Source organism: Clostridium lapidicellarium (assembly GCF_041224415.1).
Lineage (GTDB): Bacteria > Bacillota > Clostridia > Clostridiales > Clostridiaceae > Clostridium_B > Clostridium_B lapidicellarium.
On record NZ_JBGFFE010000030.1, the window covers coordinates 1 to 20,109 of the forward strand.

The 20,109-nt window shown below is 34.9% G+C and carries 22 protein-coding genes and 1 other RNA gene; 4 read left to right on the forward strand and 19 right to left on the reverse strand.

Annotated elements, in window-relative coordinates; all coding sequences use genetic code 11:
* Positions 1-156: 156 nt before the first annotated feature.
* Positions 157-519: a transfer-messenger RNA gene (gene ssrA, locus AB8S09_RS14365) on the forward strand.
* A gap of 169 nt (positions 520-688) precedes the next feature.
* Here ssrA and AB8S09_RS14370 read toward each other — a convergent pair.
* The 7 genes from AB8S09_RS14370 to AB8S09_RS14400 form a co-directional block, all read right to left on the reverse strand.
* Entirely contained in the window at positions 689-1,096 is a 408-nt protein-coding gene (locus tag AB8S09_RS14370) for a hypothetical protein (protein WP_369869381.1), read from the reverse strand.
* A gap of 25 nt (positions 1,097-1,121) precedes the next feature.
* The gene (locus tag AB8S09_RS14375; RefSeq protein WP_369869382.1) at positions 1,122-1,883 is read right to left on the reverse strand and encodes an N-acetylmuramoyl-L-alanine amidase; all 762 of its coding nucleotides are present in this window, start codon (positions 1,881-1,883) and stop codon (positions 1,122-1,124) included.
* A 12-nt stretch (positions 1,884-1,895) separates the two neighbouring features.
* A complete protein-coding gene (locus AB8S09_RS14380; protein ID WP_369869383.1) occupies positions 1,896-2,315 on the reverse strand; it encodes a phage holin family protein in 420 nt (139 codons plus the stop codon).
* A 96-nt stretch (positions 2,316-2,411) separates the two neighbouring features.
* On the reverse strand, positions 2,412-3,416 hold the full coding sequence (locus AB8S09_RS14385) for a hypothetical protein (protein ID WP_369869384.1): 1,005 nt from the start codon (positions 3,414-3,416) through the stop codon (positions 2,412-2,414).
* A gap of 261 nt (positions 3,417-3,677) precedes the next feature.
* On the reverse strand, positions 3,678-3,788 hold the full coding sequence (locus AB8S09_RS14390; protein WP_369869408.1) for an XkdX family protein: 111 nt from the start codon (positions 3,786-3,788) through the stop codon (positions 3,678-3,680).
* A gap of 25 nt (positions 3,789-3,813) precedes the next feature.
* Positions 3,814-4,077 carry a hypothetical protein gene (locus AB8S09_RS14395; RefSeq protein ID WP_369869385.1) on the reverse strand — a complete coding sequence of 88 codons (264 nt, stop codon included), beginning with the start codon at positions 4,075-4,077 and terminating at the stop codon, positions 3,814-3,816.
* 21 nt (positions 4,078-4,098) lie between these two features.
* Entirely contained in the window at positions 4,099-4,455 is a 357-nt protein-coding gene (locus AB8S09_RS14400; RefSeq protein ID WP_369869386.1) for a hypothetical protein, read from the reverse strand.
* A 254-nt stretch (positions 4,456-4,709) separates the two neighbouring features.
* Between AB8S09_RS14400 and AB8S09_RS14405 the strand changes: the two genes are divergently transcribed.
* Both AB8S09_RS14405 and AB8S09_RS14410 read left to right on the forward strand, forming a co-directional pair.
* Entirely contained in the window at positions 4,710-5,009 is a 300-nt protein-coding gene (locus tag AB8S09_RS14405) for a hypothetical protein (protein WP_294180024.1), read from the forward strand.
* A gap of 76 nt (positions 5,010-5,085) precedes the next feature.
* Complete coding sequence (locus AB8S09_RS14410; RefSeq protein WP_369869387.1) at positions 5,086-5,958, forward strand: DNRLRE domain-containing protein; 873 nt, start codon at positions 5,086-5,088, stop codon at positions 5,956-5,958.
* A 21-nt stretch (positions 5,959-5,979) separates the two neighbouring features.
* Here AB8S09_RS14410 and smpB read toward each other — a convergent pair whose 3' ends face one another.
* From smpB to AB8S09_RS14470, 12 genes are all read right to left on the reverse strand, one after another.
* The gene (smpB, locus tag AB8S09_RS14415) at positions 5,980-6,447 is read right to left on the reverse strand and encodes an SsrA-binding protein SmpB (RefSeq protein WP_294180021.1); all 468 of its coding nucleotides are present in this window, start codon (positions 6,445-6,447) and stop codon (positions 5,980-5,982) included.
* A gap of 31 nt (positions 6,448-6,478) precedes the next feature.
* Positions 6,479-8,617: a ribonuclease R gene (gene rnr, locus AB8S09_RS14420; RefSeq protein ID WP_369869388.1), complete on the reverse strand. Its 2,139-nt coding sequence runs from the start codon at positions 8,615-8,617 to the stop codon at positions 6,479-6,481.
* Positions 8,618-8,753: 136 nt separating this feature from the next.
* Positions 8,754-8,987: a preprotein translocase subunit SecG gene (gene secG, locus AB8S09_RS14425; protein ID WP_294180017.1), complete on the reverse strand. Its 234-nt coding sequence runs from the start codon at positions 8,985-8,987 to the stop codon at positions 8,754-8,756.
* 170 nt (positions 8,988-9,157) lie between these two features.
* Positions 9,158-10,450 carry a phosphopyruvate hydratase gene (eno, locus tag AB8S09_RS14430; RefSeq protein ID WP_369869389.1) on the reverse strand — a complete coding sequence of 431 codons (1,293 nt, stop codon included), beginning with the start codon at positions 10,448-10,450 and terminating at the stop codon, positions 9,158-9,160.
* Between the two features lie 53 nt (positions 10,451-10,503).
* The gene (gpmI, locus tag AB8S09_RS14435; protein ID WP_369869390.1) at positions 10,504-12,036 is read right to left on the reverse strand and encodes a 2,3-bisphosphoglycerate-independent phosphoglycerate mutase; all 1,533 of its coding nucleotides are present in this window, start codon (positions 12,034-12,036) and stop codon (positions 10,504-10,506) included.
* Between the two features lie 52 nt (positions 12,037-12,088).
* Positions 12,089-12,844: a triose-phosphate isomerase gene (gene tpiA, locus AB8S09_RS14440; protein ID WP_369869391.1), complete on the reverse strand. Its 756-nt coding sequence runs from the start codon at positions 12,842-12,844 to the stop codon at positions 12,089-12,091.
* A 36-nt stretch (positions 12,845-12,880) separates the two neighbouring features.
* The gene (locus AB8S09_RS14445; RefSeq protein ID WP_369869392.1) at positions 12,881-14,077 is read right to left on the reverse strand and encodes a phosphoglycerate kinase; all 1,197 of its coding nucleotides are present in this window, start codon (positions 14,075-14,077) and stop codon (positions 12,881-12,883) included.
* Between the two features lie 108 nt (positions 14,078-14,185).
* Entirely contained in the window at positions 14,186-15,193 is a 1,008-nt protein-coding gene (gene gap / locus AB8S09_RS14450) for a type I glyceraldehyde-3-phosphate dehydrogenase (protein WP_369869393.1), read from the reverse strand.
* 78 nt (positions 15,194-15,271) lie between these two features.
* A complete protein-coding gene (locus AB8S09_RS14455) occupies positions 15,272-16,297 on the reverse strand; it encodes a sugar-binding transcriptional regulator (protein WP_369869394.1) in 1,026 nt (341 codons plus the stop codon).
* A gap of 91 nt (positions 16,298-16,388) precedes the next feature.
* Positions 16,389-17,756: an RNA polymerase factor sigma-54 gene (rpoN, locus tag AB8S09_RS14460; RefSeq protein ID WP_369869409.1), complete on the reverse strand. Its 1,368-nt coding sequence runs from the start codon at positions 17,754-17,756 to the stop codon at positions 16,389-16,391.
* A 205-nt stretch (positions 17,757-17,961) separates the two neighbouring features.
* The gene (gene trmL / locus AB8S09_RS14465; RefSeq protein WP_369869395.1) at positions 17,962-18,429 is read right to left on the reverse strand and encodes a tRNA (uridine(34)/cytosine(34)/5-carboxymethylaminomethyluridine(34)-2'-O)-methyltransferase TrmL; all 468 of its coding nucleotides are present in this window, start codon (positions 18,427-18,429) and stop codon (positions 17,962-17,964) included.
* A 93-nt stretch (positions 18,430-18,522) separates the two neighbouring features.
* Positions 18,523-19,260, reverse strand: coding sequence for an N-acetylmuramoyl-L-alanine amidase family protein (locus AB8S09_RS14470; RefSeq protein ID WP_369869396.1), 738 nt, complete (start codon positions 19,258-19,260; stop codon positions 18,523-18,525).
* Between the two features lie 155 nt (positions 19,261-19,415).
* Between AB8S09_RS14470 and AB8S09_RS14475 the strand changes: the two genes are divergently transcribed.
* A complete protein-coding gene (locus AB8S09_RS14475) occupies positions 19,416-19,994 on the forward strand; it encodes a 5' nucleotidase, NT5C type (RefSeq protein WP_294183256.1) in 579 nt (192 codons plus the stop codon).
* The last annotated feature ends 115 nt before the right edge of the window (positions 19,995-20,109 follow it).

The window sequence follows — 20,109 nt, forward strand, 5'->3', positions numbered from 1 at the left end:
AATCAAATGCGGTATACTAAGACATTATCACAATTAAATCATATTTTTGATATGACTGCAATATTTATAATTGACTTATGAAAAGTTAGGTGATATAATTTAATACTACATTGACTTATTGTTTTTATAATATCAGGTCAATGTATCTTATAACCTGGGGGCGCAATGGTTTCGACGGGGATGAGATGTGTTTGAGAAGCGAGTCGAGGGAACCTGTGGACCCGCGTTAAAAAACTATGGGATTAAATTTAAACGCAAACAATAATAACGAAAATTTAGCTTTAGCAGCATAGTCTGCTAACCGTCAGCCTGGATTTCCCGCGTTCCAGGGCCTGGCGCCGACAGCGGGGTACCGAGTCCAGTAAAGCTTTGAGCTGGAAACGGAATTTATGAAGCTACTGAATTCAGGAGTTTGTCCTTAGACGCCTGAAGGAAGGAATATCAAATTAAGGACTGCACTCGGAGATGCTCAAATGTTTCCATTTTCGGACAGGGGTTCGACTCCCCTCGCCTCCACCAATTAAATCCACAATTGATATAAGAAAATATAGGCATAACATATGTACATAAAATAACAAACTTAGAATATGATATACACATCATACCATAATACGTATATTGTGCAATAGAAAGTTTTTGGAAATATTTTTTATATAAAAAATAAAGCCCCGGTTTCCCGGGGCAATAATTATTTCTGTGCTGGCTGTACTACATCTGCTACGTCTTTTCCTTCTGCAAAGGCAGGAGCCAAAATACCACTATTCTTAACTTCTACATTCGCCTTACCTACAATAGCCTCTCTAAAATGGTCTAGTTCTTCCTGGGATATTCCGGGTACTTTTTCGGTTAGCAGCTTATTAAATGCATCCGCTTTTTGCTTTCCTGCCTGAGGAATAAATCTAAATTGCTGTTCTACTACATAAAATATGTCTTGAGCTATCCTATAATCTTTGTTGTATTGGTCTACACCAATTTGACCTATTAAAGCTTCTCTTTTCTTCTTAAGATAAGTAACTCCAATTGTAATAAAATAAGAGGCTAACGCCCCTACAATACTTAAAACACCTTGTGCAATTATACTTGTTACATTTTCCATTTTTATTACCTCCGTAAATTTTTATTTAAAATAATACTTTAGAGCCGCCTTGACCTTTATTGTTGTTATAAACTACTACAGGTGCTCCACCTTTACGAATAGTGATATAATTCCCTCTATCCAGATGTATTCCCATGTCGCCATCTGTCCTAAGCTCTATATAGAATTTTCCTAATATAGGGAAGATGTTTGGCCCTATTGGAATACTTGTATCATAGTTTGGTACTGCTTGTGCTGTAGGTACTGCCTGTGGCTGGCTAGATACTGTTCGCCCTGTAATGCCTTTCACAATAGCAGTTGCCAGCTTTTCAGCATTGTATTTGTCACAATCTGCTTTATTGTCGCAGAAGAAAGGTTCAACCAGGATGGCTGTCATGTTGGTGTGTTTAAGTACATATAGTCCTGGTTGACTTTTAGCACCTCTATTTGTTAGTCCAAGAGCTGTAGATATCTCCGCAGACACTTTTGTGGCATAAGCCTGACCTGCGGCACTAGCATATTCCACCTCGCATCCTGTTGCCTTGTCAGTTTGAAACGCATTTACATGAAAACATAAGTGTAACTGAGAACCTATAGAATTGGCTTTGTTAACCCTATAAGCAAGACTTTGTCCTAAAGTTAAAGCAGGGCTAGCAGATGGAGTACAATCATAACAACTATACCCCAATTGCTTTAACTTTTGTATTACCAATGCCCCGTATTCCCTACAGTCATGTTCTTCATTTCTGTACCCATTCGCCCCTCTGTCCTGCCCTGTACCATGTCCAAAATCATATGTGATTACCATAAAATTACCTCCTTATTTTTTTAATTGTTCAAGTGCGTTAATTAGTTTTTTAGGTATTGGAACCCCTAATTTAGCTGCATTTTCAGATATACTTATTCCTTCCATTGCTACATAAAAATATATAACCATAGTACGAAATGTCCAACACTGTCCAAGAAGTCTATCCAAAAGTACAGCTAGTATTAAAATTAAGAGTATAGTGAACTTTTTCTTAAGCCCGATAAACCCTCGTGAGCTATTTAAATGTTTTTCTTTACACCCACACATAAGCCCTGTAACGTAATCCAGTACCATACAGGACACTAATACCTTTAATCCCATTTCCCACCCACCAAAGCACCAGGTAAACAATGCTCCTAACGTAGAACTTGCAAACCCTACAGCTAATAATTTTCCTGTAAATTCTTTAAAATAATTTATGATATACTCCACTCTAAGCCCCCCATATAAGTATTTTTAAGTATTAAAAAAAGTTTTGGATTTCTCCAAAACTCCTTGATTACTTAGTTCGCAAAATTATTCTATTATTTACTTCCATATTATTCTTAACTTTTTACGTTTCTTTGTGATATCATTCTTTGTAAATATACTATTCAATACATAAAAATAGCCTAATACAACAAAAGAAGTAGCGGTAAAATAATCTGTTGTAGCAGTAATTAAAGTTATAATTAAAAACCCACTAAATCTAACTTTTAATAAATATAAAAGAATAATATAAAATATAAAAGTTATTAATCCCTCGTGTATTATTGTATTTGGTAAACCCGCAAATTGTTTATACTGGCTTATATAACTTAAAAATGGGTATTCATTAAATATGCTTATATCTTCCATGTTTTCTTTCCCTAAAAATAACTCAGTAATCGGCATTTTTGACATTATTGTATATCCACTAATTCTATGTACTATGCTTGCGTTAGACGGATCATAGTACATATTTAACAAAAATTTATTTGATATAAATATAACTACAAATAGGAATAATATAACTCCCAAAAACAAAGGAATTTTATTTAATATCCTTTTTAGTTTTATTATAAGACCAATTCCAATTATTGAAATTGATGCTTTTGAAAGAGATATTATAAATCCTACAATAAATAAAAAATTATTCGATAAACTCTTAAGCTTTTTTATCTTTTTATTTTTATCACTTAAATAAATTATATATGTTATCCCTAATAATGACGCAAAAAATCCGGCTTCTCTTGACCACCCTGAAACTCTGGGGAATAAAAATATAGTATAAAAATTTGTAAAAGTAGGTGTCGCATATTTTCCCCAAACTAAATTAGAAATATTGGTTGGCCCGAGCAAGTTGCTTATATTTGGGTTTACATATAAAAATACAAATTGTATAATAGCTATAAAAATATTTAAAAACATAAATGTATACAATAATTTAAACAAATTATATTTTTTTAAATAAAATAAATATAATATTGTACTTATAATTGAAACAATTTTCAATGCAGTTATATAATCTTTTTTAAAAATTAAAAATAATAGAAATAAATATACCAATAGCACAATTCTTTTATTATATCTTCCTTTAAGTAAATATAATAAATAAAAAATATCTAAAAAAGGTATAAACCAGTATATGTAAATAGTAAAATTATTTACGTACGGTGACAAAATAGGTGCTGTGAAAAACAGAAAAAATAAACATGCTATAGTATATTCATATATTCTTCTTAAGCTTAACTGTATAATAATCCCCCTCCTCGTCCTATATCGCAATATTTTTATTATACAGCAACATAGGTAAAAATGTAAATATTTCTATAATTATGTGTAATTTTGTCCAGTTATAATTTTAAATTGTTCTTCGGTAATTTTATTTTTAGCTACAAAAATTTTAACTTGATCTACTGTATAATACCCAGCCTTAAAAAAAATCTAGGACTGTCCTAAACCAATCCATTTATAATAATCCTCCTTCTACTAAAACTAATATTATTTGTGCGTTTTGCTGCTTTACCAAATCTAAGTCTGTCGGTATTTTATTATAAGTAATTTTGTTCGTATTAAGATTTAAAGTAGCCATTTCATCAGGATATAATAATTTGGTATCAGTAATAATGTAACTCTCAGTTTTTAGGACTTGCCCTTTACATTCATCAGGTAAAATTACTTTTACAGATAATTTTGTTTTATCAGGGCAAGTATTGTCATATATTACTATCATTTTCTTCACCTCTTCGCTTTTTTACATCTCAATACATACTAAATTATCGATATAAAGCTTTAATGCTGTAGTTGTGCTATCTAAATTAATGCGAATTAAAAAATGTGTAGCCCATTTGGGAATATTAAATCCTAAAGAGTTACCGCTTATCATTTTCCAGTCAAAGGGCTGGGAAAGATTCAACGCTATAGCTCCCTTTTCTACCATTTTTTGTATGTTGCTGTCCTTTATATTCGCAAAATCATATGATAACCAAATTTGTGCAGAATTGCTAACATTGTTTTTAACATAAAAATACCAACTTATTATATTTAATTTTTTTATAGGAATATAGATATTTAATCTAGCACCACTACTTTGAGTCTTAATTATTGACATTGATTGGTTCGCCTCCACCAACTGGTAACAATGAATTTTAATAAATGACTACTTATCTATATTCAGATAGGTAGTCATTTTTGATTTATAATGTATCATTACCAAATAACAACATATTCAATATAGATTTTTACTATGTATGTCAAAAAGGATGTCAAATGGATTTGTAACAATTTCATAAATTTAAAATACTATATTTATTAGACAAAAGTTTATCTCTATGCTAAATAAAAAACAAAGGAAGTGAATAATATATGGCTGCATTACCAGTAGATTTTGATACACCGCAAACTGCTTCCGGGCAATTGGTTACAGTAACAGGAACTGTACCGGCAGGAACTAGTTTCGTTGAAGCAGTTCAATTGGACGTCCTTAGAGCCGACTCCAGTCATGAATATTTTTCTATTGCTACCGTTTATGACAATTCAGCAGGTACAACCCCATTAGATGTTAATGATACTCTTAATCTTGCAATTGTTCCAAAATTAGAAACAGGTGAAACCGTAACATTGACAAGCTATGGGTCATTAAAAGCTCAAATAGTTCAGTCATAATATAATAAAAAGATGGCCAAAACATAAAAATGTTATTGGTCATCTATTATATCATTTTAAACTGGAGGTGATATCCTTGGATACACTTATAATCCCAGCAAGTAAAAGTCTCACATTAACCGATAAAATTCCAGACGGGAATATTCACGACTATAAAATAATCGTAGGGTGTGATAACGAGTTTGAGTATCACGGTCTGCTCTATTTCAATATTTCTTCATTGCCAAATAACATTATAATAGCTAATGCCAAATTAACTTTGTTTAAGTGTGATGGTTTTCACAATGATAAAAATATCGAATTTATAATATATCCAATATACGACCATTTCAGCATATACACCACTTATCTCAGAATTCCATCATCAGATAAATTTAGCGGAATACGATTTTATCCAATGACATCAAAATCAACAGTTACCGCAGATATAACCCGTATAGTTTCTTCATGGATCAAAAATGCCTCATCAAACAAAGGCATAATGATTTCCAACGTATGGAACAATTCCATAGCAAGTTTTGGTTCGTCATCAGCAAAAAAGCAGCAGATAGTTCCTTTTATAACCGTCACTTATAAACAAAATGATAACAGTACACACATTAAAAATAGAAGATCATATTGCAATCATGAGTTTCATCTATCGGTGCAAATATCCAATAGCCCTATTCCAAATCCCAGCTTAACTGAAGTAATAGCAACCGGAACAATTGAACAACATTCCATATTTGTAGCAATGATAGAACTAATTATAACAAGGAGCAGCGGTACCATTGATAAATATTATGTTTCAGACGAATATACCAATTCAACCGACAAACCGCTCAGCATCAACAAGACATATTCAATTCCCGTAGTACCTGCACTTGGTACAGGTGACCTAATAACAAATGCCAATATTTACGGTGCTTATAGGGAAAATCCAATCTTAAAACAAAGATTCAAAGTTTGACTCAGCTTCTTTTCCAAAATTTTATCTGTATTTTTGTTTCATCTGTCTTTCCATGTCTCTCTTGGCAGCCTTCTCCAAAAGGGCATCTCTCTTGTCATAATTTTTCTTCCCCTTTACTACGGCCAAATTTACCTTTACCCTTCCATGTTTAAGATAAAGAGATAATGGAACAAGAGTATATCCCCGCTGGCTGGTATATCCGGATAATTTCATTATTTCCCTTTTATGAAGAAGTAATCTTCTATCTCTCAAGGGATTCCTATTAAAAATATTTCCCTTTTCATAGGGGCTTATGTGCATATTCCGTATAAATATCTCCCCGCTTCTTATTTCACCATAGCTGTCTTTCAAATTAGCTTTACCCTCTCTTATGGATTTAACTTCTGTTCCAACCAGTTCTATCCCAGCTTCCACGGTTTCCTCAATAAAATAATCATGTCTGGCTTTCCTATTTTCCGCAAGAGCTTTATTAGATTTTTTTTTTGTCATAAAAGTATCCATCCCCTTTTTATATCAGTGTCTAATTTTCATCTGATTCAATGTTATTTCTTCCTATCAATCCAAAATATATCTCATGGGCGAACATATCAACTTTCAGTACACGAACTCTCACTTCATCACCCAATTTATATATATTCCTGGTTTTTTCCCCCATAAGGCTCAGATGTTTTTCATCATAAATATAATAATCATCCTCCAAGGTACTTATATGAACCAATCCTTCAACTGTATTCGGAAGTTCAACAAACATTCCAAAATTTGTCACTGAGGATACTATTCCATCATACTCTTCACCAATTCTCTTATTCATATACTCTGCTTTCTTAAGATCATCCACTTCCCTCTCTGCATCCTGAGCTATTCTCTCCGTATCAGAAGACTGCCTCGCTGCATAATCAACTGTTTTGGTGAATCTCTTTATCCTGCCTTCATTCAATTTTCCATTTATAAATTCCTTGATTATTCTATGAATAATCAGATCGGGATACCTTCTTATAGGTGAAGTAAAATGGCAATAATACCTAGCTGCAAGTCCGAAATGTCCTACACACTCCGGTGAATACCTGGCCTGCTTCATGGAACGAAGCAGCAGTGTGCTCACTACTGTTTCCTCTTTTTTCCCCTTTACTTTCTCTATAATATCCTGTAGAGCCTTAGGGTGAACTTCCTGTCCCCATTTAACTGCATAGCCAAGATTATGGACAAATTCATTAAAACGCATCAGTTTCTCCTCGTCTGGATTCTCATGTATTCTGTATACAAACGGCATATTAGTCCAAAACATATGCTCAGCTATGGTTTCATTGCACACCAGCATGAATTCTTCTATTATTCTATTTGATATTCCCCTTTCATAGGGTTCAATCTTTACAGGCACTCCCAGAGAATCCAATGTTATTTTACATTCTTCGATGTCAAAATCTATAGCGCCCCTCATCTTTCTTTTCCTGTTCAATATCTTACAGAGTTCTTCCATAAGTTTAAACTCATCTGCAAGATAACCATACCTCTTCATAATTTCCGCATCTTCATTTTTGAGTATTTTCGTAACATTCGTATAAGTCATTTTCTCATTGCTTCTTATTATACTTTCTACAATATCATGCTTTAATACTTTCCCCTTTTTGTCTATTTCCATAAGACAACTTAAAGTCAGTCTATCTTCATTGGGGTTCAAACTGCAGATGCCATTGGATAATTTCCGCGGTAGCATTGGTATAACCCTGTCTATAAGATATACCGAATTTCCTCTTTTTAATGCTTCCCTATCCAGCGGGCTTTTTTCCTTCACATAATGCGATACGTCTGCTATGTGAACACCTAAATAATAATTCCCGTTTTCAAGTTTCCTTAAAGATACAGCATCATCCAGATCTTTGGCATCTTCGCCATCTATGGTGACTGTAGTGACATCTCTCAAATCAACTCTTCTTTTATACTCGCTTTCCGGTATTTTTTCAGGTAAGCTCTCAGCATAATCCAGAACCTTTTCAGGAAATTCTTCCGGAAGATTGTTTTTCTTTATTATAGTCAATATGTCTATTCCTTTTTCTCCTTTTTTGCCCAGAATATTTACTATTTTACCTTCAGGATTTCTCCTTTTACTGGACCATTTAGTCATCTGGACAATTACTATATCTCCTGTTTTTGCACCTTTTTTACATTCTTTGGGTATAAATATATCCTGACATATACGTTTTTCCTCCGGAACGACAAATCCAAAATTTTTATTGTTCTCAAAGGTTCCTATTATCGTCTTATTTGCCCTTTCAAGTATTCTTATAACTTCGCCCTCACGTTTTTTTCCATTATCTCCTTCGCTGACCACTTTGGCCACCACTTTATCCCCATTCATGGCACCATTTAAAAAGGAAGAAGGTATAAATACATCCATTCCCTCATTATCCGATATGACAAATCCATATCCTTTTTGATGGCCCTGAAACTTTCCCGTTACAAGTCCCATCTTGTCAGGCAGTCCATATCTATTAGTACGTGTTCTAATTATCGAGCCTTCTTTTTCCAGCTGATCTATCACTTTTTTAAAGTCCCTTGTCTCATCCTTCTTTATACAAAAAACTTTTCTCAACTCTTTTATTGTCATAGGCTTATATACCTGTTCTTCCATAAAATTTACAATTGCCTCTTTTATACTCATTTTTTCACCACCTTTTATTATATTGACATTAAGAAGGGAAAATATTCAATATCAAAAATAAACTATATTTAAATCTCTATAAAAAATAAATAGAGTAAACCCTACTCTATTCATAATAAACTATTTCCAAACATAACTATTTTATTAAATTTTGAATTACACATATAGCTGCAAATGCTACAGCCAAAAAAACAGTTAATCTGGACAGCATAGCCTCCGATGTCCTGGATTTATTTCTCGAGTAAAAGCTTTCACCTGCACCACCTGATATAAAACCACTCAATCCATTGGTCCTACCTGGCTGCATGAGAACTACCACTATAAGTAAAACTCCTATTATCAATTGTAAGATTATTAAAAAAACATGCATGGCTTTTTACCTCCTGCTACTATATGCAAACTATTGTACTTCTAATATTCACATACATTTAATATTAACATATATAAATACTAATTTCAATTTATGATTTTTAATATTAAGAGCTCCCAAGGTCAGTGAGAAAAACCATTCGACTGGACCCTAAGAGCTGTCACACAAAATTATCTTATATTATAAAATGCATCTAGCCCTCTGTACTCAGCTGCATCTCCCAACTCTTCCTCTATTCTCAAGAGCTGGTTGTACTTTGCAACCCTTTCACTCCTGGCCGGGGCTCCAGTTTTTATCTGGCCTGCATTTACTGCCACTACCAGATCTGCAATAGTCGTATCCTCGGTTTCTCCGGATCTATGGGATACCACTGCGGTATATCCAGCTCTTTCAGCCATTTCTATAGCATTCAACGTTTCAGTAAGGGTACCTATCTGATTTAATTTTATAAGGATAGAATTTGCAACTTTTTCAGATATGCCTTTTTTCAATCTTTCAGTATTTGTTACAAAAAGATCATCACCTACCAGCTGAATTTTATGTCCCAGTTTATCGGTAAGTATCTTCCATCCTTCCCAGTCTTCTTCTGCCATTCCATCTTCCAGGGAAATTATGGGGTATTTCTTCACAATATCCACATAAAAATCTACCATTTCTTCCGGAGTCAGCACTTTTCCCTCACCTTTCAGGTTGTATTTGCCATCTTCATAAAATTCCGATGAGGCGGGATCCAGTGCTATATATATATCGCTGCCCGGTTTATATCCAGCTTTCTCTATGGCTTCAACTATAACCTGTACTGCCTCTTCATTTGATTTTAAATTTGGAGCAAATCCACCTTCATCACCTACTCCAGTCTCATATCCCCTTGATTTCAATATGGATTTCAACGCATGATAAACTTCTGAACCCATCCTGAGAGCCTCGCTAAAACTCGGTGCGCCTGCGGGCATTATCATGAATTCCTGTAGATCCACATTGTTATCTGCATGTTTTCCTCCATTTAATATGTTCATCATAGGGACAGGAAGAACTTTTGCATTAACTCCTCCTATATATTGATACAAACTCAACCCCAGATATTTGGCTGCAGCCTTTGCACATGCAAGGGAAACACCCAGCATAGCATTAGCCCCCAATTTCCCCTTGTTGTGAGTCCCATCCAATTCTATCATTGTCTTATCTATCAGCACCTGGTCAAATACATTCATTCCTATAAGTTCCTCCGCTATATAATTGTTTACATTATCAATAGCCTTCGACACGCCTTTTCCCTGGTATCTTTCCGGATCCCCGTCTCTGAGTTCTACAGCCTCAAACTCCCCTGTAGATGCCCCAGACGGCACTGCCGCCCTTCCTGTGGTACCATCTTCCAGCACAACTTCCACCTCTACAGTAGGGTTTGATCTTGAATCAAGAATTTGTCTCGCTGTAACATCCACTATTTCCACATAATTTTTCATGAATATCAGCTCCTTTCAAATTTTTATTTCATGCACTTAAATTTTAAAATATATTACTTTAGGATAAGACTTTGACCTGTCATTTCCTCAGGTTTGTCAAGTCCCATAACTTCAAGCATTGTAGGTGCAATATCAGCCAAAATACCATTTTTCCTCAAGGGTCTTGCATTTTTTGACACGTATATAAATGGTACCTTATTGGTAGTGTGGGCCGTCATAGGTTTATGTGTAGAATAGTCTATCATCTGTTCAGAATTGCCATGATCTGCAGTTATAAAGACAGCTCCGTCTTTTTTCAGTACCTTTTTTACAATTTTACCCAAGCATTCATCTACCACTTCTACAGCAGCCTTAGCAGCCTTAAAGACTCCTGTATGCCCTACCATATCCGGATTTGCAAAATTCAATACTATCATATCATATTTATCCATATCCAATCTACTCAACAGTTGAGATGTAACTTCCCTGGCACTCATCTCGGGTTTTAAATCATAAGTGGCAACTTTAGGTGAGGGTACAAGCACCCTGTCTTCATTTTTATTCGGCGTTTCAATACCTCCGTTAAAAAAGAAAGTCACATGTGCATACTTTTCCGTTTCAGCTATTCTCAATTGATTTTTACCCATTTTGCTGACGTATTCTCCTAGAGTATTTTTATAATATTTATTTGGAAAAGCTATATCCACATTATTTATTGTGGAATCATATTGTGTCATGGTCACAAACTCCAAATCAAGCTTATCCCTTTTAAATTCCTGGAAGTTATCGTCAACTACTGCCCTCGTAAGCTGCCTCGCCCTGTCAGGTCTAAAGTTGAAGAATATTACGGAATCTCCATTTTTTATAGTAGCTGCAGGCACTCCCTTTGTTTCAATAACGGTAGGTACTATAAATTCATCTGTTCTGCCATTTTCATAGGAATTTTCCACAGCTTCCAGCGCACTTCTCGCTTTATTCCCTTTGCCATACACCAGTGCATTGTATGCAAGTTTTACTCTCTCCCACCTTTTATCTCTATCCATGGCATAATATCTTCCTGATACCGTAGCTATTTTGCCAACTCCGATATTATCAATATATTGATTTATGTTCTTTATATAACTAACAGCCGAAGAAGGGGGAACATCTCTCCCGTCTGTAAAAGCATGAATATATACCCTGTGAATACCTTTCTCTTTGGCAAACCTTAAAAGCCCCTTCAGGTGATCCATATGAGAATGTACTCCTCCCGGCGACACAAGACCAAGAAGGTGGAGATCTGAATTATTTTTAATAACATTGTCCATAGCTTTATTTAAAGCCCTGTTTTTAAAAAAGCTCCCATCTTCTATGGATTCTGTAATTCTGGATAAATCTTGATATACTATTCTTCCAGCACCTATATTCATATGCCCAACCTCTGAATTGCCCATCTGACCTTCAGGCAGTCCCACACTTGATCCGCTTGCTGACAATTCAGCATGGGGATATTGACTGATACATCTGTCAAAATTAGGTTTATATGCCGCTTTAACTGCATTCCCCTCCTTCTTTTCAGAAATTCCAAAACCATCTAATATCATAAGCATTACTGGATTTTTTTTCATTTTTACCTCCAAAAATTTCAAAAGATATTAAAGCCAAAGGGAAATTATCGCCTCAGTTTTTTTCATAATTTACTATTGCCGAAAAATCGGCCGGTCTCAAACTTGCCCCTCCAACCAATGCTCCATCTATTTCAGGCTGGTTCATTTGAGCTTTTATTGTAGCTGGTTTTACTGAACCGCCGTATTGAATTCTAGTCTTTTCTGCAGTTTTCTCCCCATACATCGAAGCAATTAAACTTCTTATATAACCTATAGTTTCATTTGCCTGTTTATCCGTAGCCGTTTTACCAGTACCTATAGCCCATATGGGTTCATAAGCAACCACTAATTTTTCAACTTCTTCATCTTTAAGATCTGCAAGGTCCAGCTTTATCTGCCTTCCCAAAACTTCCCGGGTCACATTTGACTCTCTCTCTTCCAGTGTTTCCCCACAGCAAATTATAGGAATTATATTATGCTCAAAGGCCTTTTTGACTTTTTTGTTGACAGCTTCATCTGTTTCAGCAAAATATCGCCTTCTTTCACTATGTCCAATTATAACATAATCTATCCCAATGGATTCAAGCATCTGTGGAGACACTTCACCAGTATAAGCTCCGCTTTCTTCATAATACATATTCTGTGCTCCAACCTTTATGTTGGTTCCACGCACTTTCCCAACTATTTCGTTTAGACAGATGTAGGGAGGACATATTACCACATCACATTTTGCATCCTTTACAAGAGGCTTTAATTCCTCTACCAGTTTCAGTGCCTCATCCAAAGTTTTATTCATTTTCCAGTTGCCTGCTATTATCGGTTTTCTCATTTACATCAAACCCCCTATTTTTTAAGATCTCAATTGCTATTTGTCATTAAGCGCTTCTATACCTGGCAGTTTCTTACCTCCCAAAAATTCAAGAGAAGCTCCACCGCCTGTGGAAATATGTGTCATTTTGTTTCCAAATCCAAATTGGTTGACAGCTGCCGCACTATCTCCTCCGCCTATAATTGTGGCGGCATTTGATTCTGACATGGCTTTAGCTATAGCAAATGTTCCCCCTGCAAAATTCTTGAATTCAAATACACCCATGGGGCCATTCCACACTATTGTTTTGGCACCAGCTATTGTGCTTTCATATAATTTGCACGTTTTGGGCCCGATATCCAGTCCCATGTATCCGTCTCCTATATCTTCCGTTTCTGTCACAATAGGTTTTGCATTTGCGTCAAATTTATCCGTCACTACGTTATCCAGAGGCAAAAGTAATTTTACATTTCTAGATTTTGCTTTGTCTATCATCTCTTTTGCATATTTTATTTTATCTTCCTCAACCATGGAGTTTCCGACAGTATGGCCCTGGGCTTTAGAAAAAGTATAGCTCATACCTCCCCCTATTATCAGTACATCTACTTTTTCCAATAAATTATTTATTACATTTATCTTGTCTGAAATTTTAGCACCTCCCAATATGGCCACAAAAGGTCTCTTGGGGTTCTCAACTGCATCTCCCAAAAACTTGATCTCTTTCTGAATCAAATAGCCGCACACAGCCGTACTTAAAAATTTGGTAACTCCAACTGTAGAGCAGTGAGCCCTGTGGGCCGTTCCAAAAGCGTCATTTACAAAGATTTCAGCAAGAGATGCCAATTCTTTGGAAAAACTGTCCTCATTTTTTGTCTCTTCTATTCTATATCGTGTGTTCTGCAGCAGTATCACGTCTCCATCCTTCATATTGCGAACGGCCCGCTTTGCATTTTCTCCAACTACGTTGTCATCTGCAGCAAATACAACTTTTCTTTTAAGCATTTCTGAAAGTCTCTCTGCAACTGGCTCCAGTGATAATTCAGGTTTGGGCTCCCCTTTGGGTTTTCCAAGATGAGAACAAAGTATAACCCTTGCATCGTTTTGTATTAAATATTTTATAGTTGGAAGAGCCCCAATCAACCTGTTTTCATCGGTTATATGTCCATCCTTTAATGGGACATTGAAATCACACCTTACCAGCACCTTCTTCCCGCTTACATCTATATCCTCTATTGTCTTCTTATTAAAAGCCATTATTTGATCAACTCCCTTCATTAAGATTCTACCTTATATTCAACATCAAGTACATAGTAAATAAGCCCGGCCTCATAGTCAAAACTACAAAACCAGGCCCAATAACAATTATAATCTATCAGCTACATATTTAGTTAAATCCGCCAGTCTATTCGAGTATCCAAATTCATTGTCATACCAGGAAATCACTTTCACCATGTTCCCGCCTATAACCATTGTAGACAAACCATCTACTATGGAAGATCTTTCATCTCCCCTGTAGTCAACAGATACAAGAGGTTCCTCGCTGTAACCCAGTATTCCCTTCATATCAGTTTCTGAAGCTTTTTTAAATGCGCCATTTATCTCTTCGACCGTAACATCTCTGGATACCTCTGCCACTAAATCCGTACAGGATACCGTAGGTGTAGGTACTCTAAGTGCAAATCCATTTAACTTCCCCTTCAATTGAGGAAGCACAAGTGCAACGGCCTTTGCTGCACCCGTAGTTGTCGGGATCATGGATTCACAGGCAGCTCTCGCCCTCCTCAAATCCTTATGGGGAGCATCAAGCAATCTCTGATCTCCTGTATAGGAATGAACTGTAGTCATCAATCCCTTTACTATCTTAAATTCCCTATCCACAACTTTTGCAAAAGGTGCCAAACAATTCGTAGTGCAGGAAGCATTTGAAATTATATTGTGTTTGGCAGGATCGTATTTTTCTTCATTAACTCCCATGACTATTGTGATATCCTCATTTTTGGCAGGTGCTGATATTAAAACTTTCTTAACCGTTCCGCCAAGATGAACCCTGGCTTTTACAGCGTCGGTAAACAGTCCGGTTGACTCTATAACTATTTCAGCCCCCAGTGAATTCCAATCTATATTTTTAGGATCCCTCTCTGCAAATATCTTTATTTCATTTCCATTTACAACTATTGAATTTTCCTTTGCTTCTACAGTCCCATCAAATCTCCCGTACAATGAATCGTATTTCAGAAGGTGCGCCAGTGTCTTTGCACTGGTCAAATCGTTGATGCCTACAACTTCCAATTCACCTGAATAGTGCTTAACCAATGCCTTGAATACATTTCTCCCTATTCTTCCAAAACCATTAATTCCAACTTTGACCATTCATAATTCCTCCTATAATAATTAAATATCTATAATTAATATTAATTTTTAGCAGCTGATTTATTTCAAATTCAAAGATCACTTTATAAATTTCATGATTTGTCTGGCAGCTCCTTCGTCGGTAATCAAAATGCTATTGTAATTATTTCTCTCAACGGACAGTATTGCCTCCCCCTTGCTGCTTCCTCCTGCCACAGCTATCAGTGTCTTAATTTTCCCTATCCTCTCATTTTTGATTCCTATACTTGGAGTGGAGTATATTATTTTTCCCTGTTTGTCAAAATAATATCCAAAAGCCTCTCCAACTGCACCCTCCGATTGTATTTCATCTATCTTATCCTGGGGCATTTCCCTTCTCTGGGCCATTTTACAGGCTCTGCCTATCCCATATATAAGTACATCTGCACTGTATATATTTTTTACTATATCTTTTACATCCTTTTCCTTTACAATAGTTTTTATTGCCTCTTCACTTAAATTATCAGGTACATGGAGCAGCTTATAAGTACCTCCAACCTTGTGTGCCAGTCTTGCAGCCAAAGTATTGGCCTGAGTTTCCATATTCCTTCCTATGCCGCCCCTGGCAGGAACCACCAATATATTCTTAAAATTGGGCGCTTCAGAAATACTGTCAATTACCGATTTCACAGTAGAACCACCTGTAAGTGCAATTATGTCATCATCCTTGGCTATATTTTTAAAATAATTTGCAGCATTTCTTCCTATCTCGTTTTTTACAGTTTCATCTTTATCGCAATCTCCCGGGACTATTACAATATCCCTCAATTTAAGATTATCTTTTATATATTTTTCAATTTCAGACAATCCTTTTAATTCATGTATGAAATTTTTAAGTCCATCGACAATCTTTTCGCCCTCTCTGGTAACCGTCATCCCGGAAGTATTTATTTTAATAAACCCCTGATTTCTTAAAAACCTTATTTCCGTTCTAACTATTCTCTCTCCCATACCCAAACTATTGGCCAACACTCTTCTCCCAATGGGCTGATTATAATATATAGTCCTTAAAATATCATATCTTTTCTTTAACAGCTCCATCAATTCAGGTACTATTTTCTGTTGAAATTCAAGTATATTCTTCAATATTGCACCTCCGGGTCATAAATTACCCCACTGTTTCATTAATTGTCCCACTTATATTATAAAACACCTTGTAATTTTTTTAAAGGGAGAATTAGAATCTTTTTCTCCCTTTGGATGATTTTATACACATTTCTTCTCTATATTTTGCCACAGTTCTCCTTGAAATATTTATGCCGTGCCCATTTATCAAATCACATATTTTTTGATCTGACAGAGGTTTCTTTTTATCTTCCTCATCTATCATTTTTTTAATCTTATTTTTAATAATAAGAACTGATATGTTTTCTCCTCCAAAACCACTTGTTATACCTGTAGTGAATAAAGATTTTATTTTTATCGTGCCTTTGCTGGTATATATATACTTGTCTCTTATAGCTCTACTAATAGTGGACTCATGCATATTCATGCTGTCTGCTATCTCTCTCAGAGTCATGGGTTTTAAATACCTTTCTCCATAATCAAAATAATCTCTCTGTATTTCCAATATCTTTTCAAGTACCCTGTATATAGTGCTCTTCCTATGTTGTATACTTTTTATTAAAAACATTGCACTGTTTAATTTTTCCTTTACATAATCCACCGCATTCTTGTCATTTCCACTATTGATTATATTCCTATACGTTGAGTTTATAGTCAATCTTGGAGTCAAATCGTCATTCATGATTATATAATATTCGCCGCCAATTTTTTTTATATATGCATCAGGCACTATATATCTCACATCTTCACCAGTATAAAATCCCCTAGAAGGCTTAGGATCAAGCGTCTTTATCAGATCCCCGTATTCCTGAGCTTGTTTTACATCTATGTCAAGATCATCTGCTATAACATTATATCTGTTCTCTGCTATCATCTCGAGATATCTATCTACTATTACAAATATCTTTTTATCTTCTATTCCCCTTTGCCTTATCTGTATCTTCAGGCATTCCGCTAAATTCCTCGCCCCTATTCCAGAGGGTTCAAGACTTTGTATTACGTTTACACAATACACCGCCAGATTTTTGGGGATCTTAAGTTCCTCCCCTATCTCTTCATCTTCAAGTATCAAATATCCTTTATTATCTATATTCTCTATTATATATAAACATATTGCCTTTATATAATTGCTCTCATTAAGATCTCTTACTTGATCTTTTAGATATTCCCTCAGGGATTTCTTTTCAGAGATAAAATTAAATGGAGATACTTCCTCATCATCATTCTTTCCATAACTGTGATGGCTGTAATTATTAAAATCAAGATCTTTTATAATTCCCCTATAGTCCAATTTGTCATCTTCCGTATCGTTAGCATTTGCATTGGATTCTTTAACATCAATCACCGGATTCTCCTGAATTTCCCTTTCTACATATTCCTGAAGTTCAAAACTTGACATCTGAAGCAGTTTTACAGACAACTGCATTTCCTGAGTCATAACCAATTTTTGTTCTTGAGTTAAATTAAGGCTAAAATCTATATTCACTTTTATACACCCCCATCCACAATTATTGTATTTGAAATCATATTTATTACTTTTATTATATCATGAAGTTGTAAAATTAATAAAAGCTTTATTAAAAGTTTTTTGTCAGTACCTATAAAAAAAGGGTTTAATACTAAGATTTGCATTTAGTATTAAACCCTTGAATTCACAGCAATCGGATTCTATTCTTTATCTTTTTTTATTTCATATTTGGAAAGTTTAATTGTCTTAAGGCCTCATAGACAACTATGGCCACAGTATTGGACAAATTTAGGGATCGAGTGCTTGTCTTTATCATCGGTACCCTGATACACCTTTCAAGATTGTTGTTTCTTATTTCATCCGGAAGTCCACAGCTTTCTCTCCCAAATACTATAAAATCCCCATCCTTGAATTTGGCATGATGATAATAATTTTTGCCGTGGGTAGTAGAAAAATAAAAAGTATTATCTTTATATTTTTCTCTGAGTTCCTTATAAGAATCATATAAACTTAAATCTAGATATTTCCAATAATCCATTCCAGCCCTTCTTAAATGCTTTTCATCCAGACTAAATCCCAAGGGCTTTATGAGATGAAGTTTAGAACCTGTAAGCACGCATGTCCTCCCGATGTTTCCAGTATTCTGCGGTATTTCAGGTTCAAATAGCACTATATTCAAGCTCAATTTTATTTTCGCCTCCAACTTTCTACTTTGCTTAACAGCAAAAAACACACAGATATAACATATTATAATTATCATAAAAAGTCAATATCATAACTAGTTTATCTCACTTTCATTCAGATAGCTAATTACCCCGTTGGATATATTTTCTCCAAGTCTTTTCAGGACGTCTTCCCTTGACAGTCTCGCTCTATCCTGTGAATTAGTTATAAAACCGCACTCAACTAAAACCCCGGGTATTTTGCTGTATCTCAGCACAGCCAAATTTTGCCTCTTTATTCCCCTGTTTTCCCAATTGTCATTTTTTACAGCTTCTCCTTCCACTGATTTTGCCAGCTTAATTCTTTCATCTTTCTGGTATCCATCAACATCATAGTACAATGTAGTTATACCGTTGAAATTTTTATCATTTAAAGAATTTATATGTATTGAGACAAATACATCCGCACAAGAGGAATTTACCTTGTCACCTATTTGATCAAGCCCCAACAGCTTGTCTTTATTTCGAGTAAGAAAAACCACATTCCCCTTGCTTTTCAAATATGATGCAGCATACCTGGCTATTTTCAAAGTCAGATCCTTTTCATACATATTTCCATAGCTTGTACCTTTATCTATGCCTCCGTGGCCAGGATCAATTACTATATAATATTTCTTAAGTGGAATATACCTGCTGCCAGAATTCTGCTTATAAATTGACTTAGAAATAGGTGTAGTAGTTATATTGAGCGAATTGCCCATATTTAATATTTTGATATACTTGCCCAAAGCAAGCATTATCAAGGTAAAAAATACATAAAAAAGCACAAAATTTTTTCTGCTTTTGATTTTCATAACATCACCACCTCATCTTATTTCCACAATATATTTATTATACCATTTATTTCCTGTATATTCCATAAATCAATGAATACATACTTACTTAACTTCATTTTAATACTTACTTAATAATAATATATTATCATTAATACGTGAGGAGGTGATTGAATTTGAAGATACTGAATATATGTATCGACATCGATGGAACTATTACGGATCCATATTTTTGGCTGGACAGTGCCAACAGATATTTCAATAAAAATATAACTTCAGATGAGGTAACACAATACGAAGTCAACAAAGTTCTTAAAGTACCCAGAAAAGACTACACCGACTTCTACAATAAAAATAAATTCACTTTACATCAAAGAGAAAAGATAAATAAAGAAGCCGTAAATGTAATTCAGGAGCTTATAAAACTAAATAACATCTATTTTGTAACTGCCCGGGAAAAAGGACTTGAAATACTGACACGGGAATATTTAAACAGAAATAATGTACCTTACGACGGAGTCTATGTCCTGGGAACTTATCACAAAGTGGATACAGCCAGGGATTTAAACTGTGATCTGTTTATAGAAGATAGTTTTGACAATGCTATTGAATTGTCAAGAAATGGCTTCAAAGTCCTGCTTGTAGACACAAATTACAACCAATTTCCAACAGAGGGAAATATAAAAAGAGTTTTTAACTGGGGTCAAATTTACGATACCGTAACAAGGATACTATTACAGGAAAATGCTGTATAATAGTATCCCTTATCATATCTAATAATTTTCTTCAAAAGTTATAATCACTGCAGTAATTATAAACATTCCGTCTAAGTATCCAATCGCCATACAATTTTCCAGTGTCCTAAAATCA

Coding starts and splice junctions, on each gene's coding strand:
- AB8S09_RS14375 (WP_369869382.1), bottom strand. CDS start 1,883: ATGGTAATCACATATGATTTTGGACATGGTACAGGGCAGGACAGAGGG.
- gap (WP_369869393.1), bottom strand. CDS start 15,193: ATGGTCAAAGTTGGAATTAATGGTTTTGGAAGAATAGGGAGAAATGTA.
- AB8S09_RS14395 (WP_369869385.1), bottom strand. CDS start 4,077: ATGATAGTAATATATGACAATACTTGCCCTGATAAAACAAAATTATCT.
- AB8S09_RS14400 (WP_369869386.1), bottom strand. CDS start 4,455: ATGTCAATAATTAAGACTCAAAGTAGTGGTGCTAGATTAAATATCTAT.
- AB8S09_RS14470 (WP_369869396.1), bottom strand. CDS start 19,260: ATGAAAATCAAAAGCAGAAAAAATTTTGTGCTTTTTTATGTATTTTTT.
- secG (WP_294180017.1), bottom strand. CDS start 8,987: ATGCATGTTTTTTTAATAATCTTACAATTGATAATAGGAGTTTTACTT.
- rnr (WP_369869388.1), bottom strand. CDS start 8,617: ATGAGTATAAAAGAGGCAATTGTAAATTTTATGGAAGAACAGGTATAT.
- AB8S09_RS14405 (WP_294180024.1), top strand. CDS start 4,710: ATGGCTGCATTACCAGTAGATTTTGATACACCGCAAACTGCTTCCGGG.
- tpiA (WP_369869391.1), bottom strand. CDS start 12,844: ATGAGAAAACCGATAATAGCAGGCAACTGGAAAATGAATAAAACTTTG.
- AB8S09_RS14445 (WP_369869392.1), bottom strand. CDS start 14,077: ATGGCTTTTAATAAGAAGACAATAGAGGATATAGATGTAAGCGGGAAG.
- eno (WP_369869389.1), bottom strand. CDS start 10,450: ATGAAAAATTATGTGGAAATAGTGGATGTTACAGCGAGACAAATTCTT.
- AB8S09_RS14370 (WP_369869381.1), bottom strand. CDS start 1,096: ATGGAAAATGTAACAAGTATAATTGCACAAGGTGTTTTAAGTATTGTA.
- smpB (WP_294180021.1), bottom strand. CDS start 6,447: ATGACAAAAAAAAAATCTAATAAAGCTCTTGCGGAAAATAGGAAAGCC.
- gpmI (WP_369869390.1), bottom strand. CDS start 12,036: ATGAAAAAAAATCCAGTAATGCTTATGATATTAGATGGTTTTGGAATT.